This window comes from Niallia sp. FSL K6-0212 (assembly GCF_038007605.1).
Lineage (GTDB): Bacteria > Bacillota > Bacilli > Bacillales > Cytobacillaceae > Niallia > Niallia circulans.
Window position 1 is genome coordinate 4,184,919 of sequence record NZ_JBBOXL010000001.1, and the last position, 15,763, is coordinate 4,200,681.

The window sequence follows — 15,763 nt, forward strand, 5'->3', positions numbered from 1 at the left end:
ATTTTAATTTCAGTAAAGAATAAGGAGATAATAATGTATCCAAATGAATATATAGAGTTTCTTGTACATTTTCATTGCGATCAAGATTATTTTGAGTGTCATGAAATTTTAGAGGAATATTGGAAAAAAGTCGATAGTGGCAATAAAGATTCTATTTGGGTAGGATTTATTCTCTTAGCAGTATCTGCCTATCATCATCGCCGAAAAAATTTTAAAGGAGCAGAAAAAACGCTTATAAAAAGTATGCAGTTATTAGAAAAGAAGCAGGAAATAATTAAGAAATTAGGTCTCGATGCCTCAAAATTACTTCTTTTATTAAAGCTACAAGAAAAGCATATTAAACAGCATCATGCCTTCTGTACCTATCATTTACCATTTACAGACCCTAACTTAGAAATGAACTGTATCGAATCAGCACATATAAAGGGACTGAAATGGAAAAATAGTGAGCCCGTTCCTTTTGAAATCATTCATCGTCATATAAGCCGAGATAGAAGTATGGTTATAAAGGAACGAGAAAACGCACTGCTTCTAAGAAAACAAAAGGATAAGCACCTTTAATAGTGCCGTCCTTATCACAAAAGAGGTGTTTTCTTAAAGAACCAATTCAATGGATTCTTCCTAGAAAACACCTCTTTTTTATTTATCTACTTGAACACCATCGTTACACTTAGATAAAAAATTGACAATTAATTCATTTGATTTTAATGTACGGTTCGGATAAAGACCTTTAACAGCTTGAACCATAGCTTTTCCAACACCTTGATGGCGATGAGATGGATTAACAGTTATATGCTGGATGGTAATGGAAGATTCATCTTCAAAGATAACGCCTATTAAGCCAATAATATCTTCCTCTTCCTTCCATAAAAATAATTGCCAATTTTCTTCCGACTCATATTGTTTAATTGTTTGTTGTAATACTTTTAAATCTTTTTCTGCAGGCATAAAAGAAAGCAATCCCATTGCAATCTTTTCAAATGCCTTTTTATATCGAATAATCATTAATATCCCTCATTATTTTTAAAACATATTCACTAACAGTTTTCCCATCAAAAATAAGATTCAATCAATCTCCTGATGTTAAATTAAAAATTTTTCATCTGTACGAAACTGAAACGAATTTTTACCATCCTCTTCCTTTTTGTAAGAATCATTTAGGACCGCCCCAAAAATATGATAAATGTTATTGGTTCTATCATACATAAATTAGCGGTATTCTTCAATGAAAATCTTTTAAGCATAAGGATTCATTCTATCCATGCCAAATTACCCTTATAGAGATAATACTATTTATCCAAGTCTTTCTTCCGTATACATCTTTGAAGAGAATTTTTTGAGGACTTCTAAAATTCTGCTTGTCCCTCTTCGTCTTCATTTCTAAATAGCTAGCCACTAAATATTTTAAACATTTATTACTATTACCGTTCCCTTTACTAGCTTTACTTCTTAATATTCCTGCCCGTTGATTGCTTTCTTGTTAGCCCGAACAAAGCAACTCTGAATTCTATACATAAAGATATTGAGAAAATAACTATCTAGCTTCTAAAAGGAAAAAACCTTTACTTTCCAATCTAAATCAAATTATTTACCACTTTAAATTTATTTAATACTATATAAAATATGCATATATATGTTAAAAAGCTACACAAAAACTTCATTTTTTCAGGAGTTACGGTGAATAATAAAGGGAAAGAAGACAATAAAACTAAAATAAGAAACTTATTGTAGTTGAATTACGTCTATTAGATGTAGTTATTTTAGATCACGGAAATTTATGCTATTTTATCAAATATGGATAGCGCTACTTTTCACCTAGTTCTGCAGAAGGAAAACAGGAGGTAAACGAATGAAAAAAAATAAATGGATATGGATGGTTCTAGCTTTCTTACTATTAATACCGATTCCAGCTTATGCTGATGTAGCAGTTGGGGACATGATTGTTACACTTGGTGAAAACTTAACAGCCGAACAAAAACAGCTTTTATTAACTGAAATGAAAGCACCTGAAGATGCAGAAATTATTACTGTTTCTAATAAAGAAGAGCATCAATATTTAGGAAAGTACATTTCAAAATCGTTAATTGGTACTAGAGCAATCTCTTCTTCGGCCATTACAATCGGGGACAAAGGTACTGGAATTCAAGTTACTACCAAAAATATTAATTGGGTCACGGACGAAATGTATATTAATGCCTTGATTACTGCCGGGGTAAAGGATGCAAAAATTTATATTACTGCGCCTATTGAAGTTTCTGGTACAGCTGCATTAACAGGAATTATTAAAGCATACGAAGTCTCTACAGATACTGTTATCCCAGAAGACGTAAAGCAAGCTGCCAATGAAGAGATGGTGGAGACAGCTAATTTAGGGGAAGATATTGGCCAAGAGGAAGCCACTGCTTTAATGGCTAAAGTGAAGGAGCAAATAGCAGAGCAAAAACCAAAAACAGTTGAAGAAATACAAACAATTATTCAAGATTCTGCTAAAGAATTAAATATCAGTTTAACGGATGAACAGCTTCAAAGTCTTATTTCCTTCTTTAATAAATTAAAAGAACTTAATATTGACTGGAATCAAGTTGGAAATCAGCTGAGTGAAGCAAAGGATAAATTAACGGGCTATTTAGAAAGCGAAGAAGGAAAAGGATTTTTAGCAAAGATTAAAGAAGTCTTTACAAGTATTGTTGAAGCAATCAAATCTTTCTTCTCTTAACTATTATTTACTCAAGTAAAAAAGGGAGTCTTAGCGACTCCCTTTTTTAGCTTTATTTTTTTAATGAAGCTGTTTCTTTTAATGGCAAGTCTAAGCGTAATAAATCTTCAAATGATTCTCTCTTCACTACCACTCTTGCTTCTCCATTTTCCACGAACACAACAGGTGGTCTTGGGATTCGATTATAATTGTTTGCCATCGAATATCCGTATGCTCCTGTACAGAATACAGCAAGTACATCATGATCGCCTGCTTTAGGTAAAGGAAGGTCCCAAATAAGCATATCTCCTGATTCACAGCATTTTCCTGCAATGGAAACTGTTTCATCTGGGGCTTGCAGCGGTTTATTTGCCAGCACTGCTTCATATTTGGCCTGATATAAAGCAGGACGAATATTATCGCTCATTCCTCCATCAATTGCTAAATATTTTCTAACATTCGGTACTTCCTTTCGTGAACCGATTTTATATAAAGTCGTTCCTGCATCCCCTACAAGAGATCTGCCTGGCTCAATCCAAATTTCCGGCATTTGCATTTCTAAGTTGTTTACTTGTTCTTTTACTTCCTTGATAATTACTTCTACATACTCAGCTGGCTGAATAGGCTGGTCTTCCTCGGTATAACGAATACCAAATCCACCACCTAAATTTAATACTTTTGATTCAAAATGATGATTGGCTTTCCATTCTGATAAATGTGCCATTATTTTTTGGGCAGCGAGAACAAAACCTGTTGTATCAAAAATCTGAGACCCAATATGACAATGAAGGCCTAGTACCTCTATGAACGGCGATTTAATCGCTTCTAACAACGCTTTTTCTGCTTGTCCATTTTGTAAATCAAACCCAAATTTAGAATCTTCTTGACCAGTTAAAATATAATCATGAGTATGTGCCTCAATTCCAGGCGTCACTCTTAGTAAGATCGACATTTTCCTATTTTTTTCTTCACATAGTTGAGTAAGCATTTCAAGCTCATAAAAATTATCGACAACAATGCAGCCAATCTGTTCGTCAATTGCCATCAATAGTTCTTCTTTACTTTTATTATTCCCATGAAAATGAATTCTTTCTACAGGGAAATCTGCAGCAATTGCAGTATATAACTCACCACCGGAAACTACATCTAATGATAAGCCTTCTTCGTTTGCTAGTTGAACCATTGCTATAGTAGAAAAAGCTTTGCTTGCATAAGCCACTTGCGCTTTTACTCCAAGCTGATCAAAAGTCTCCTTAAAACCTTTCGCCCTTTCTCTAATTAATTCAACATCATATACATAAACAGGTGTTCCAAATTTTTCGACTAATTCCAGTGTATCGACTCCACCTATTTCAAGATGACCTGCATCGTTCACTTTTGAAGTTCCGTAATAGTGCATGGATTCCCCTCTATTCTTCTATAAAATTATATCTCCTATTAAAAACAGACAGTCTACTTAACGAAGAACTTGTCTGTGTGTGAAACATATAAATATCATCATAATTAACATTAGTCTCACTGTGATAAACTTGTGAAAGGAGCGCTAATGAAAGTTTCACTTTATTAATAACTCTGTTTAATTATCCAAATGTACCATAAATTCAGCCAATTCTCAAGTGGCTGTTCAGCTAATTTAACAAAGGAGCGGACAGATTATTCCCTCTATTAATAAGAAGTAATCTGTCCGCATAAATATACTTTTACTACCTCTTAAATCGATCCTGTGGATGCAAATGACTTGGTCTAATTTTATTTCCTGGAACAGCACGGCGAATGATAATTTGGGCCAAAGCTATTGGATGAAAAGGAATAAATGGCCATAGATAAGGCACATTTAATGTTGTTGTTCGAATTAAGAATAGAAGATACAGGGTCATTCCAATAACAAAGCCAGGAGTATGAAAAATAGCTACAACGATTAACAAGACAAGCCGAACAATTTTGTTAGCGATCCCAAGTTCATAACTAGGTGTAGCAAAGTTACCAATTGCAGCAACTGATACATACAGAATAACTTCTGGAACAAATAGTCCTACATCAATCGCAATTTGGCCAATGAGAACAGCTGCTATCAATCCCATTGCGGTTGACAATGGTGTTGGTGTATGAATGGCCGCAATCCTTAAAAATTCAAGCCCGAGATCTGCAATGAAAATCTGTACAACAATTGGAATGTTTGTTGTTTCATTTGGTCCGATAAAAGCAAGCCTTTCTGGCAGCAGGGATGGCTCCAGCACAGCTAAAAACCAAAATGGCAGGAAAAAGATAGAGGCGATAATCCCTAAAAACCGAACCCATCTCACAAAGGTTCCAACCATAGGTGATTGTCTATATTCCTCTGCATGCTGCAAATGATGAAAAAAAGTAGCTGGTGTTATAATGACACTTGGAGATGTATCGACATAGATAATGACATGGCCTTCTAATAAATGAGTTGCAGCTACATCTGCTCGTTCCGTATATCTTACGAGAGGATAAGGATTATAGCCTTGCTTTAATAAAAACTCTTCAATCGTTTTATCAGCCATTGTTAGTCCATCTGTTTTTAAGTTTTTCATTTCCTTTTTTACAATTTCAATTAAATCAGGATCCGCCACTCCATCAATATACCCTACGGCAATATCGGTTTTAGAACGCTCTCCCACTCTCATAATTTCAAAGCGTAATCGTTCATCTCTAATTCTTCTTCTTGTGATGGCAGTGTTTACGATAATATTCTCAACAAACCCATCACGTGAACCTCTGACTACCTTTTCCGTATCGGGTTCTTCTGGCATTCTTCCTGGATAACTTCGCACATCAATAATAAGACCATGATCATAACCTTCAATAACAACTGCTACTAATCCAGACAGAACTTGGTCGACTAATTCATCCATTTTTTCAATAACTTGTACACTTTGGTGGACCAATTGATTCTGAATAATATCAAATGTATCTCTTGCTTGTGATTTACGATCCGCATCATTTAAAAATAGTAGCTGCTCCAATAATTCTGCAATCAACACACTATCGCATAATCCATTTACATAATATAAATTAACTTCTTTTCGCATTACTTTAAATTTTCGAACACCCAGATCGAAGCTAGTTCCAAGCCCGACCCGATCCTTCATATACTTTTCGATTTTATCTAGTTCTTCGTATATTTGGATCTTCTTTTCTGTCTTGCTGCTCATAAAAACCACTTCTTTCTAAAATATATTCTACTGCTTTCCGTGTAATCGGGGCGCCTTTTTCATAAGAGTCCTTTTTCCCCATCTTCCCAATGTCCCCAATACCAACAACAAGGGGAAGATTTAATTCATCTAGAATATACACAGTATCTCCATTAACTCTTCCTAACTCCATTTCTGGAATTCCATATTTGTCAACACCATATGGCGTCAATTCACCATCTTGGTCGATGGCAACATCTATTTTTGTCCATTCCTCTCGTCTTGTTCTGCTTGCTACTGCAAGTACTCCCAAGACTTCTAAATCAGGATGAGTAGCTATGTACTTTAGTGCATTCTCGCCATTTCCTTCTCCCACAAAGCCGCTATCATCAAACATGACTAAGACTGGATCATTTTTTGCTTGCTTAATAAAAGATAATATTTCCTCTCCGCTATGATTACTTGGATTACCGAAGGAGGTAGAAATACATCTTCCCCCAATCTCCTTTGCAACCATTTCAACAGCTCTTCTGGCATATTCATCTCCATCTGTTATAAGGATTACCTTTCTCCTATTTTCCATTTCCCATACTTCCTTTCTGTCTCCATTACATTCAGCCTCAAGGAATAAAATATACCCAATGAAATAAGGAGCCAAAGATCTTACCAAATACAAGAGCCATCATTAATACCAATAACTTGTCATCAATTCCAATTCGCTTTGCTAAAAGGGGGAATACATCCAGCACTTCTGTTAATGCTGCTGCTATCATCCCAATATAAATTCCTCCAGCAATGCCCATTATGATAAGCAGAAATGATGGTAAGGAAAAACTAGGTTCTCTCAAAAAAGCAAGTGTCCCAGAAACAGCTCCTAAAACAGCAGCCCATTCATATGCATAAATCTTACTAAATGTTTTTGTTAGCTGTGTCAGTCTTGGGATAATACCGAATACGGTTAAAAAGGCAACGTAACCAGCCCCAACGGTTATTCCCCACGCTAAACCGACAAAGATTACAAATAAGATATTAATGATCATCTAGTTTTTTTATGCTTTCTTTATTTTCATGCATAATCATGTACTGATCTAAGGACTGCTGATAATTGAATACTTCCACTTCTAATGGACTAGGCTCTTCATTAAGGCGTTTCTTAAACACATGGTTGAAAAAAATGACCATTCCAAGACCTAATCCTACAGAATAAGGAATCTGAAAAATTAATGGTTTTTCAATCTCCTTCCCTGTAATCATTTTATAAACTCTCTGATGAACAGATTGCATGCTTACATCTTCATGAAAGTTCATAATCGTTAATCCAGAACCAATAAAAAGTAATATCCAAACCAAGATAAATAACGGAAGTGTCACTTTTCTCTTCTTAAAAACAACCTCAATGATCGTTTGAGCTGGTCCAATTAGTTGGATTTCAACTTCTTTATGGATTTTTTTAATTTCACGAATAACTAGCGTACTATCAATAATGATTATATTCTTATCTTGTTCTGTAATATGGTATAGACATACATCCTTTAGTGTAGACAGCAATTCATCTGTTGCAATTATTTGTGCAAGGTCTTTCAGAAATATCCGTTCATTTGACTTTTTTTGAATGCGATGTCTCATTCTGATATATATTGTCTCTGCCATTTTTTCACGTCCTAACACGTTGTTTTCACCATGACTGTAGTATTCGATTATCATGATAAAATTATGAAAGTCTGTTAAATGGTAATTTTTTCACTTTTTATATAAAAACAAAATAGCCGCTAATCCACGATGCGGACTTGCGGCTATTTCCTTTAAAGATCCATTTGCTCTTTCATTTGTATTAATATTTTTTTCTCCAGCCTAGAAACTTGAACTTGAGAAATCCCTAGCCTCGTTGCTACTTCGGATTGAGTCTGATCTTTATAATATCGTAAATAAACAATCAGACGCTCTCGTTCATCAAGCTCCCTAATAGCTTCCTGTAAAGCAATCTTATCAAACCATTTTCCTTCATTACCATCATCTATTTGATCCAGTAATGTAATGGGATCGCCATCATTTTCATAAACAGTTTCATGAATCGAGGATGGCGCTCTTGCAGCTTCTTGTGCGAGAACGATATCTTCTGGAGGTATCTCTAAAAACTCGGAAAGTTCCCCGACTGTTGGTGTTCTGCCATATTGCTTCGATAACTCGTCCTTCGCCTTTCGAATTTTATTACTTAATTCTTTTAACGATCTACTAACCTTTACCGTCCCATCATCACGGATAAATCGTTGAATTTCTCCGATAATCATTGGTACTGCATAGGTAGAAAATTTTACATCATAGCTTAAATCAAATTTATCAACTGATTTTAATAGCCCGATACATCCTATTTGAAATAAATCATCAGGATCATATCCCCTATTTAAAAATCTTTGCACGACTGACCAAACAAGACGCATATTTTTCTGAACGATAGTATCTCTTGCTGATTGATCTCCATCTTGGCTTCGCTTTATTAAGTCCTTGACTTCATGGTCTTTTAGATACGTTTCCTTCTTATCTTTCTTTACCTCCACATCCATAGACGATTCTCCTTAATTGCTTAGCATTTTGCTTTTCATTAAATGCTTACGCAGACGAATCTCTGTTCCGCTATCTGGACTTGACTGAATTTCGATTTCATCCATAAAATTTTCCATGATGGTAAATCCCATACCAGATCGTTCAAGCTCTGGTTTTGTCGTAAATAATGGCTGTCTTGCTTCCTCTACATCGAAAATTCCTTTCCCTTCATCTCTGATGGTTAAATCAATGTATGAATCTTCTAATATAACAGAAATATAAACAATTCCATTCGGATCATTTTCATAACCGTGGATAATGCAGTTAGTCACTGCTTCTGAAACAACTGTTTTAATTTCCGTTAATTCATCCATTGTTGGATCTAACTGTGTAATAAATGCAGCAACCGTTACACGTGCAAATGATTCATTCTGGCTGAGTGCGCTAAATTGAATGTGCATTTCGTTTCTCATCTTAAGCTACCCCCAATCGTTGTAGGGCAAATTCTTCATTTGTTTCCAGCTTCATAATTTTAAACATGCCAGACATATCAAATAAACGCTGAACGCTTGGGGAGATAGCACAAATGACCATTTCTCCTCCAAGCTGTTTAATTTGCTTATATCTTCCCAATATAACTCCTAAGCCAGAACTATCCATAAACGTTAAATGTTCAAGATTTAACACGATATGACGAATACTATAGCTCTCGATTGCAGTTGTTGCTTTTGTCCGTAATTCTTCTGCATAGTGATGATCCAATTCCCCAGATAGGCGTATACAAAGTACATTATTTTTTATTTCCAACTCAATATTAAGACTCACTAGAATAGCCTCCTTATTTGGTTTAAAGAAACTATTCTAGGTTTTCATGCAATTTCCTTCTCCACAGACAAAACTAGTGTTCTTTCGCTAAAAACAGAAGGAATATAAATGAATTCGACAAAAGAAATAAAACTATTCTGTTTTTGTAAACATTCCTGCAGAGCGTTTAAATAATGTCCACCATTTTGCTGATTTCACTTCTTTTTGTGCTACCAACGGACTTGTCACAAGGGTTTTCCCGTCTTTTTTATAGGATATTTTTCCAATTTCCTGCCCTTTTTCAATTGGAGCTTTTAATTTTTTATTCATCGTAATTTCCTTCTCTAATTTATCGATTTGCTCCCCTTTTTTCGTTAAGATAGAAATTGGTTCGCTCGTAACGGCTGTCACTTCTTTCTCTGATCCTTTGCTTACTTTTACTTTACCAATCGCTTCTTCTCGTTTATGCAAAGGATGTGTTTCATATTGACTAAATGCATAATCCAGCATTTTTGTTACTTGAGCATTTCTTTCTTTCGAGGTTGGCGCACCGAAAACAACTGCAATTACACGCATTCCATTTTTCATAGCAGTTGCGGTTAAACAATATTTTGCTTCAGCTGTAAATCCTGTTTTTAATCCGTCCACGCCTGGATAAAACTTAACAAGACGGTTTGTGTTAACTAGCCAAAACTTCTTATCAGTATCTTCTCTTAAATAATCTTCATATGTGCCAGTAAATTTCGTTATATCTTCATATTTAAGCAATTCCTTTGCCATTAATGCCATATCTTTTGCAGAACTGTAATGATCTGTTACTGGAAGTCCTGTCACATTTTGAAACTTGGTGCTTTCTAAGCCTAATTCTTTTGCTTTTTCGTTCATTAATTGAACAAACTCTTCTTCAGATCCTGCTAATCTTTCCGCAACTGCTACAGCTGCATCATTTCCAGATCCAATGGCAATTCCTTTTAACATTTGCTCGGTTGTCATCTCTTCCCCAGGTTCAAGGAAAATTTGTGAGCCTCCCATAGATGCCGCATGCTCACTTGTACGTATTTTCTCATCTAACTTTAATTTTCCTTGATCAATTGCTTCCATGATCAGAAGCATCGTCATTATTTTTGTCATACTGGCAGGAGGAAGTTTTTCCTCGCTGTTTTTTTCATACATAATAGTTCCTGTATCTCGATCAATTAAAATGGCTGATTTTACATTTTCAACTAATTCTTGCTTTTTCTCAGCAGCTAAAGTGCCCGGTGCCAAAATTGATGTCATAAAACAGGTAATGATTAACAATGATATGATGCGTTTCATCTATTGACCCTCCATTCTATATAGCATCCATTTTTTCCAAAAAAAACAAGTTTATACAGCCAATGAAGAATATTCATGAAATAATTTGAATAGCACTAAAGGAAGATAGAATGTTTCATGCATTTCATAGGTATCGTTAGGCTAGTTTACTGATCTAGGTTATAATGAATAGAGTTCAAAGGAGGATAACAATTGATTCATTTAAAGACACCTGAGCAAATTGAAAAAATAAGAAAAGCAGGAGAAATTCTTGCTGATTGTCATAAAGAAATTAAAAAGTTAATCAAACCAGGCATTACTACGGAAGAAATCGATGCATTTGCGGAAAACTTTATTTTACAAAGAGGAGCCACTCCAGAACAAAAGGGCTATCACGGTTATCCTTTTGCAACTTGTGCATCTATTAATGATGTAATCTGTCATGGTTTTCCTTCCAAAAGCCCCTTAAAAGATGGAGATATTGTTACGATAGATATGGTAGTAAACTTAGATGGATGGCTTGCTGATTCCGCCTGGTCTTATGCGGTTGGGAATATCTCCGAAGAGGCAAAAAACTTATTAAAAACAACCGAAGAGGCATTATACATAGGGATAGAACAAGCGGTCATTGGAAACAAAGTAGGAGATATCTCCCATGCCATTCAAACGTTCGCTGAAGCAAAAGGTTATGGGGTAGTGCGAGATTTTGTAGGACATGCGATTGGCAGAGAAATGCACGAACTCCCACAAATCCCTCACTATGGTCCTCCACACGTTGGGACACCTCTTAAAGAGGGGATGGTTATTACCATTGAACCAATGCTAAATATCGGTATGTATCATGCCAAGGTTGATTTGGATGGATGGACAGCACGAACTGTTGATGGCAGCCTTTCTGCGCAATATGAACATACCTTAGCCATTACAGCTAATGGACCAGTAATCTTAACGAAACAATAAGGGGAAACACCCAATGGCAGATTGCAAGCCATTGGGTGTCTTTTTGTTGTCCTGAAAATATTCATATATTAAATACAAAAAAATGAACTTTTTAAACGATAAAATACTCTTATAAGCGAGAGGTGAAGACATGAATGATGAACAACTTGTACAGAAGGCAAAAAAGCGGAATAAAAAAGCCTTGCTTCAATTAGTGATGCAGCAAAAAGACGATTATTATCGTCTAGCATATTCCTATATGGGGAATTCTCATGATGCGATGGATGCAATGGAAGAAATGATCATCATCTTATATGAGAAAATTGCTCAGCTCGAAAAAATTGAATCTTTCTATAGCTGGAGTAAAACTATCTTAGTGAATATTTGTAAGGGGAAATTAAAAAAGAAACGTAGAGAAATAGTTATGGATGACTTAGAGCAGCACAATCTTTTACATACAACCGATCCCTATAAATATTCAGTGGAAACACTAGACATTGTACAATTATTAACAAAATTAACCCCAGTCCAAGGGGAAGCAATCAAGCTAAAGTACTTTCACGATTTCGATAATGAGACGATTGCCAGCATCATGAAAGTATCTACCGGCACAGTAAAATCCAGAATACACAATGGCTTAAAACGATTAAAGAAGATGTATGGAGGGGAAGATAAGTGGAATCTTTAGAGGATAAACTACTAGAGGAAAAAAAGAAAATCGCAGAAATAACAGCTCCGCCAGAATTAGAACAGCGACTAAGCAAAGCACTTTTTGATAAAAAAACAAACTCTCCTAACCTAAAGAGATGGTTTCTCTTTTCTGCTGCTGCAATAATTCTATTAATTTTTATGACGTATCAATCAAGTGCATTGGCTTATTACGGCAAAAAACTGTTAGGATTCGATACCATTATGAATCAATCCTTAAAAGATTTAAATGACAAAGGATTTGGGCAAAATATTGAGAAGTCTTATCTATTAGAAAATGGTACTATATTAACAATCAATGGACTTATGTCCGATGAAAATAGATTGGTTGTTTATATTACATTAGAAAATGATAAAGGCTTGCCAGATGATCTAGATCACATTTTTTCACCAAGGAACATTACTGGCTTTTTTACAAATGCAAAAATGAATAGCTCTGTTTTTGAAAAAAATGATGACAAAACAAAAATCACGGGAATATTAAATTTTGATCCCATTAATGCTTTTTCGAAAAAGCTCCAGCTGCACTATGTTTACTGGAAAGATGATGAAACAATGGAAGGTACAACTGATATCTCCTTTCCCTATAATCATAAGGAAGCATTACAAACAAAAATGAAGCAATCTATCAATAAAAAATGGAATGTAGATAAAGGTACTATTCATTTTAAAAGAATCACAGCTACTCCTACTCAAACGGTTATAGAAGGCACGTTTCATGTCGACAATTATGACCGGCTCAATCATGGTTTTAATGGAGTAGAGCTAGTCGCAAATGGTCAGCCTCTCTCCCAAGAAGGCTATACTACTTCTTCATCCATTAACAAAAACAATACATTTTCGATTGAATATGATGGCCTTCCAGAAGATATCCATTCACTCGAAATTCTCATGAAAGACTTTATCGGTTATAAATCGATAAATAAATCCATTGCGCTTACAGGAAAAGAAGAAAATAGAGTAATACCATTAGAGAATGATGAAGTAACTATAAAGAACATCCAGTTAAATGATATGCTATCAATAAGTATCTCCTCGAGTGATTCTGTTTTATTAGATAAAGTAAGTATTATCAATGAAGAGCAAGAAAGAATTCCTTTAAAAACAACAACCAATCACCAGTTGATAACTAACAAGGATGGAACAATTAATAATGAGCGATCATTGCTATTTGACACAAAATCTCGGCCGCTGGAACTGCATATTGGCGGATTGCATTATGTGAAAGAATACAATAAAACTTTAGCTATTCCTCTTCAATAAAGAAAGCAAAAGACTCACAAATGATCAGCTATTAGCTTCAATCGTGAGTCTTTTCTTCTTATTCTGTAATTATTTCATAAATTAGCGTAGGAGCTTTTACTTCATTTGGTGAAAGCTTAATATTTTCATCCAATTTTTTTATTACATCGTCTACTTCTTCCGTATTGCTATAAATCGTAACGAGTGATTCGCCAGCCTCCACTTTATCTCCTATTTTCTTGCGTAAAACTAAGCCTACCGCCAGATCAATTTCTGAGTCTTTTGTTGCTCGGCCAGCTCCTAATAACATAGCAGCAGTCCCAATGCTGTCAGCTGTTATTTCTGCGACATAGCCTGATTCTTTTGCTGGAAGCTCCGTAATAAATTTAGCTTTAGGTAATAAATCTGTTTGATCCACAACAGAAGCATCTCCACCTTGGGAACTTAAGAAAATTTTAAACGTTTCGAGCGCTTTGCCATTATCTATTACCTCTTGCAGCATTTCTCTCGCTCTATCCGTTGATTCTGCCTTTCCAGCTAAATAGACCATATGACTCCCTAAAGTTAAACATAGTTCCGTCAAATCTTCTGGTCCATGCCCCTTTAATGTATCAATTGCCTCTTTTACTTCTAGTGCATTTCCGATTGCATATCCTAAAGGCTGACTCATATCAGAAATAACAGCCATTGTTTTCCTGCCCACATTATTCCCTATTTGCACCATTGCTTCAGCAAGCTCTCTAGATGCATCCAATGTTTTCATAAATGCTCCAGCACCTGTTTTCACATCTAAGCAAATGGCATCTGCACCTGCTGCAATTTTCTTACTCATGATACTGCTGGCAATCAATGGAATACTGTTAACAGTCGCGGTTACATCTCGTAAAGCATATAACTTCTTATCAGCAGGAGTGAGGTTCCCACTTTGTCCAATAACCGCTAATTTATTCTTATTTACTAGGTCAATAAACTCCTCTTTTTCTATTTCCACATGGAAACCTTTTACTGATTCTAATTTATCGATGGTTCCACCAGTATGACCGAGTCCTCTTCCACTCATTTTCGCCACTGGAACACCTACTGATGCCACTAATGGTCCCAATACTAATGTGGTAGTATCGCCAACTCCCCCAGTTGAATGTTTATCCACTTTAATTCCTTCAATGGCAGATAAATCAATGACATCTCCTGAATGAACCATTGCCATTGTTAATTCAGCACGTTCAGCTGCTGTCATATCTTGAAAAAACACAGCCATACTAAATGCACTCATTTGATAATCAGGAATCGTTCCATCTGTATAGCCTTTAATAATAAAAGAGATTTCTTCTTTGGATAATTCTAAACCGTTCCTTTTCTTCTCAATTAAATCGACCATTCTGAATGCCATAATTTGAATTCTCCTTCATATGTATGGAATTTTTTTCTTTAAAATTGCAAAAATTCAAGTCAAATTACTGCTTTTTTTAATTTTTTGATTTATGTAAACGGTGTAAAAATATATCTGTCTAAAGAGTTACCGGTAAATCAGTAACTCTTTAGGATGAAAACTTCATTATGCACCTATATGTTTAATTAGCTCTTTCACATATTGCAGGAAATTTGCTTTTACCTTTTCTGTTGTTTCGATTACTTCTTCATGATTCAGTGGTTGATCTAGAATACCTGCAGCCATATTAGAAATACAAGAAATCCCTAATACTTTCAGACCTGCATGACGAGCGACTATTACTTCCGGAACAGTCGACATCCCCACTGCATCGCCGCCTAATACGCGAAGCATTCTTACTTCTGCTGGCGTTTCATATGATGGACCTGTGTTTCCCACATAAACACCCTCCTGAATACTCAGTCCAATACTGCTTGCGACCTTGCGTGCTGTTTCACGCAGATTTCTGCAATATGCTTCTGACATATCAGGGAATCTCACCCCTAACTTACTGTCATTTGGTCCGATTAATGGATTGGTGCCCATATTATTAATATGATCAGAGATTAGCATTAAATCACCAGGTGCAAAGTTTTCATTCACCCCGCCTGCAGCATTGGTTACAATTAATTTTTCTACTCCTAATTCCTTCATAACGCGAACCGGGAAGGTTACTTTATCAAATGTATACCCTTCATAAAAGTGGAAACGACCTTGCATTGCTACCACTTCGATTCCCTTAATTGTACCGAATACAAGTTGTCCAGCGTGACCTTCTACTGTTGATACCGGAAATTCTGGAATTTCTTCATAAGGTATTTTTACTGGATTTTCGATTTCCCCTGCAAGAACGCCTAAGCCTGAGCCAAGAATTAAACCAATTTTAGGTGTTTTCGCATATTTTTGTTTTAAAAAATCAGCTGATTGCTTAATCATCGTATAATTCATTTT

The 15,763-nt window shown here is 35.5% G+C and carries 17 protein-coding genes; 5 read left to right on the forward strand and 12 right to left on the reverse strand.

Going from position 1 to position 15,763, the window contains the following annotated elements; translation table 11 throughout:
* Window positions 1-33 precede the first annotated feature (33 nt).
* Entirely contained in the window at window positions 34-561 is a 528-nt protein-coding gene (locus MHH96_RS20045) for a DUF309 domain-containing protein (RefSeq protein WP_047940324.1), read from the forward strand.
* 78 nt (window positions 562-639) lie between these two features.
* Here MHH96_RS20045 and MHH96_RS20050 read toward each other — a convergent pair whose 3' ends face one another.
* On the reverse strand, window positions 640-1,005 hold the full coding sequence (locus tag MHH96_RS20050; RefSeq protein ID WP_047940323.1) for a GNAT family N-acetyltransferase: 366 nt from the start codon (window positions 1,003-1,005) through the stop codon (window positions 640-642).
* An 844-nt stretch (window positions 1,006-1,849) separates the two neighbouring features.
* Here MHH96_RS20050 and MHH96_RS20055 point away from each other — a divergent pair.
* Entirely contained in the window at window positions 1,850-2,716 is an 867-nt protein-coding gene (locus MHH96_RS20055) for a DUF1002 domain-containing protein (RefSeq protein ID WP_047940322.1), read from the forward strand.
* A 52-nt stretch (window positions 2,717-2,768) separates the two neighbouring features.
* On the opposite strand, the gene lysA is transcribed toward MHH96_RS20055, so the two are convergent.
* From lysA to MHH96_RS20100, 9 genes are all read right to left on the reverse strand, one after another.
* Window positions 2,769-4,094 carry a diaminopimelate decarboxylase gene (lysA, locus tag MHH96_RS20060; RefSeq protein ID WP_047940321.1) on the reverse strand — a complete coding sequence of 442 codons (1,326 nt, stop codon included), beginning with the start codon at window positions 4,092-4,094 and terminating at the stop codon, window positions 2,769-2,771.
* 304 nt (window positions 4,095-4,398) lie between these two features.
* Window positions 4,399-5,874: a spore germination protein gene (locus MHH96_RS20065; RefSeq protein WP_047940320.1), complete on the reverse strand. Its 1,476-nt coding sequence runs from the start codon at window positions 5,872-5,874 to the stop codon at window positions 4,399-4,401.
* Entirely contained in the window at window positions 5,825-6,436 is a 612-nt protein-coding gene (locus MHH96_RS20070; protein WP_047940319.1) for a stage V sporulation protein AE, read from the reverse strand. Before MHH96_RS20070 ends, MHH96_RS20065 begins: the two co-directional genes overlap by 50 nt.
* Window positions 6,437-6,473: 37 nt before the next feature.
* On the reverse strand, window positions 6,474-6,893 hold the full coding sequence (locus MHH96_RS20075) for a stage V sporulation protein AB (RefSeq protein ID WP_152679991.1): 420 nt from the start codon (window positions 6,891-6,893) through the stop codon (window positions 6,474-6,476).
* On the reverse strand, window positions 6,883-7,503 hold the full coding sequence (locus tag MHH96_RS20080; protein ID WP_047940681.1) for a stage V sporulation protein AA: 621 nt from the start codon (window positions 7,501-7,503) through the stop codon (window positions 6,883-6,885). The genes MHH96_RS20075 and MHH96_RS20080 overlap by 11 nt, the downstream gene beginning before the upstream one ends.
* Before the next feature lie 152 nt (window positions 7,504-7,655).
* The gene (sigF, locus tag MHH96_RS20085; RefSeq protein ID WP_061798315.1) at window positions 7,656-8,414 is read right to left on the reverse strand and encodes an RNA polymerase sporulation sigma factor SigF; all 759 of its coding nucleotides are present in this window, start codon (window positions 8,412-8,414) and stop codon (window positions 7,656-7,658) included.
* Window positions 8,415-8,426: 12 nt separating this feature from the next.
* On the reverse strand, window positions 8,427-8,867 hold the full coding sequence (gene spoIIAB / locus MHH96_RS20090; RefSeq protein ID WP_047940317.1) for an anti-sigma F factor: 441 nt from the start codon (window positions 8,865-8,867) through the stop codon (window positions 8,427-8,429).
* Between the two features lies 1 nt (window position 8,868).
* The gene (gene spoIIAA / locus MHH96_RS20095; RefSeq protein WP_047940316.1) at window positions 8,869-9,219 is read right to left on the reverse strand and encodes an anti-sigma F factor antagonist; all 351 of its coding nucleotides are present in this window, start codon (window positions 9,217-9,219) and stop codon (window positions 8,869-8,871) included.
* Window positions 9,220-9,351: 132 nt separating this feature from the next.
* Window positions 9,352-10,515 (reverse strand): D-alanyl-D-alanine carboxypeptidase family protein, encoded by a 1,164-nt coding sequence (locus MHH96_RS20100; protein ID WP_047940315.1) that lies wholly within the window; start codon window positions 10,513-10,515, stop codon window positions 9,352-9,354.
* A gap of 192 nt (window positions 10,516-10,707) precedes the next feature.
* Here MHH96_RS20100 and map point away from each other — a divergent pair, with 192 nt between their 5' ends.
* The 3 genes from map (at window position 10,708) to MHH96_RS20115 (ending at window position 13,404) form a co-directional block, all read left to right on the forward strand.
* Window positions 10,708-11,454, forward strand: coding sequence for a type I methionyl aminopeptidase (gene map / locus MHH96_RS20105; protein ID WP_047940314.1), 747 nt, complete (start codon window positions 10,708-10,710; stop codon window positions 11,452-11,454).
* Window positions 11,455-11,584: 130 nt separating this feature from the next.
* Window positions 11,585-12,121: an RNA polymerase sigma factor gene (locus MHH96_RS20110; protein WP_341117904.1), complete on the forward strand. Its 537-nt coding sequence runs from the start codon at window positions 11,585-11,587 to the stop codon at window positions 12,119-12,121.
* Window positions 12,109-13,404 (forward strand): DUF4179 domain-containing protein, encoded by a 1,296-nt coding sequence (locus tag MHH96_RS20115; protein ID WP_047940312.1) that lies wholly within the window; start codon window positions 12,109-12,111, stop codon window positions 13,402-13,404. The genes MHH96_RS20110 and MHH96_RS20115 overlap by 13 nt, the downstream gene beginning before the upstream one ends.
* A 58-nt stretch (window positions 13,405-13,462) precedes the next feature.
* Here MHH96_RS20115 and MHH96_RS20120 read toward each other — a convergent pair whose 3' ends face one another.
* Complete coding sequence (locus tag MHH96_RS20120) at window positions 13,463-14,773, reverse strand: pyrimidine-nucleoside phosphorylase (RefSeq protein WP_047940311.1); 1,311 nt, start codon at window positions 14,771-14,773, stop codon at window positions 13,463-13,465.
* Between the two features lie 165 nt (window positions 14,774-14,938).
* Complete coding sequence (locus MHH96_RS20125) at window positions 14,939-15,760, reverse strand: purine-nucleoside phosphorylase (RefSeq protein ID WP_047940310.1); 822 nt, start codon at window positions 15,758-15,760, stop codon at window positions 14,939-14,941.
* Window positions 15,761-15,763 lie beyond the last annotated feature (3 nt).

Coding starts and splice junctions, on each gene's coding strand:
- MHH96_RS20045 (WP_047940324.1), top strand. CDS start 34: ATGTATCCAAATGAATATATAGAGTTTCTTGTACATTTTCATTGCGAT.
- MHH96_RS20050 (WP_047940323.1), bottom strand. CDS start 1,005: ATGATTATTCGATATAAAAAGGCATTTGAAAAGATTGCAATGGGATTG.
- MHH96_RS20055 (WP_047940322.1), top strand. CDS start 1,850: ATGAAAAAAAATAAATGGATATGGATGGTTCTAGCTTTCTTACTATTA.
- lysA (WP_047940321.1), bottom strand. CDS start 4,094: ATGCACTATTACGGAACTTCAAAAGTGAACGATGCAGGTCATCTTGAA.
- MHH96_RS20065 (WP_047940320.1), bottom strand. CDS start 5,874: ATGAGCAGCAAGACAGAAAAGAAGATCCAAATATACGAAGAACTAGAT.
- MHH96_RS20070 (WP_047940319.1), bottom strand. CDS start 6,436: ATGGAAAATAGGAGAAAGGTAATCCTTATAACAGATGGAGATGAATAT.
- MHH96_RS20075 (WP_152679991.1), bottom strand. CDS start 6,893: ATGATCATTAATATCTTATTTGTAATCTTTGTCGGTTTAGCGTGGGGA.
- MHH96_RS20080 (WP_047940681.1), bottom strand. CDS start 7,503: ATGGCAGAGACAATATATATCAGAATGAGACATCGCATTCAAAAAAAG.
- sigF (WP_061798315.1), bottom strand. CDS start 8,414: ATGGATGTGGAGGTAAAGAAAGATAAGAAGGAAACGTATCTAAAAGAC.
- spoIIAB (WP_047940317.1), bottom strand. CDS start 8,867: ATGAGAAACGAAATGCACATTCAATTTAGCGCACTCAGCCAGAATGAA.
- MHH96_RS20100 (WP_047940315.1), bottom strand. CDS start 10,515: ATGAAACGCATCATATCATTGTTAATCATTACCTGTTTTATGACATCA.
- MHH96_RS20110 (WP_341117904.1), top strand. CDS start 11,585: ATGAATGATGAACAACTTGTACAGAAGGCAAAAAAGCGGAATAAAAAA.
- MHH96_RS20120 (WP_047940311.1), bottom strand. CDS start 14,773: ATGGCATTCAGAATGGTCGATTTAATTGAGAAGAAAAGGAACGGTTTA.
- MHH96_RS20125 (WP_047940310.1), bottom strand. CDS start 15,760: ATGAATTATACGATGATTAAGCAATCAGCTGATTTTTTAAAACAAAAA.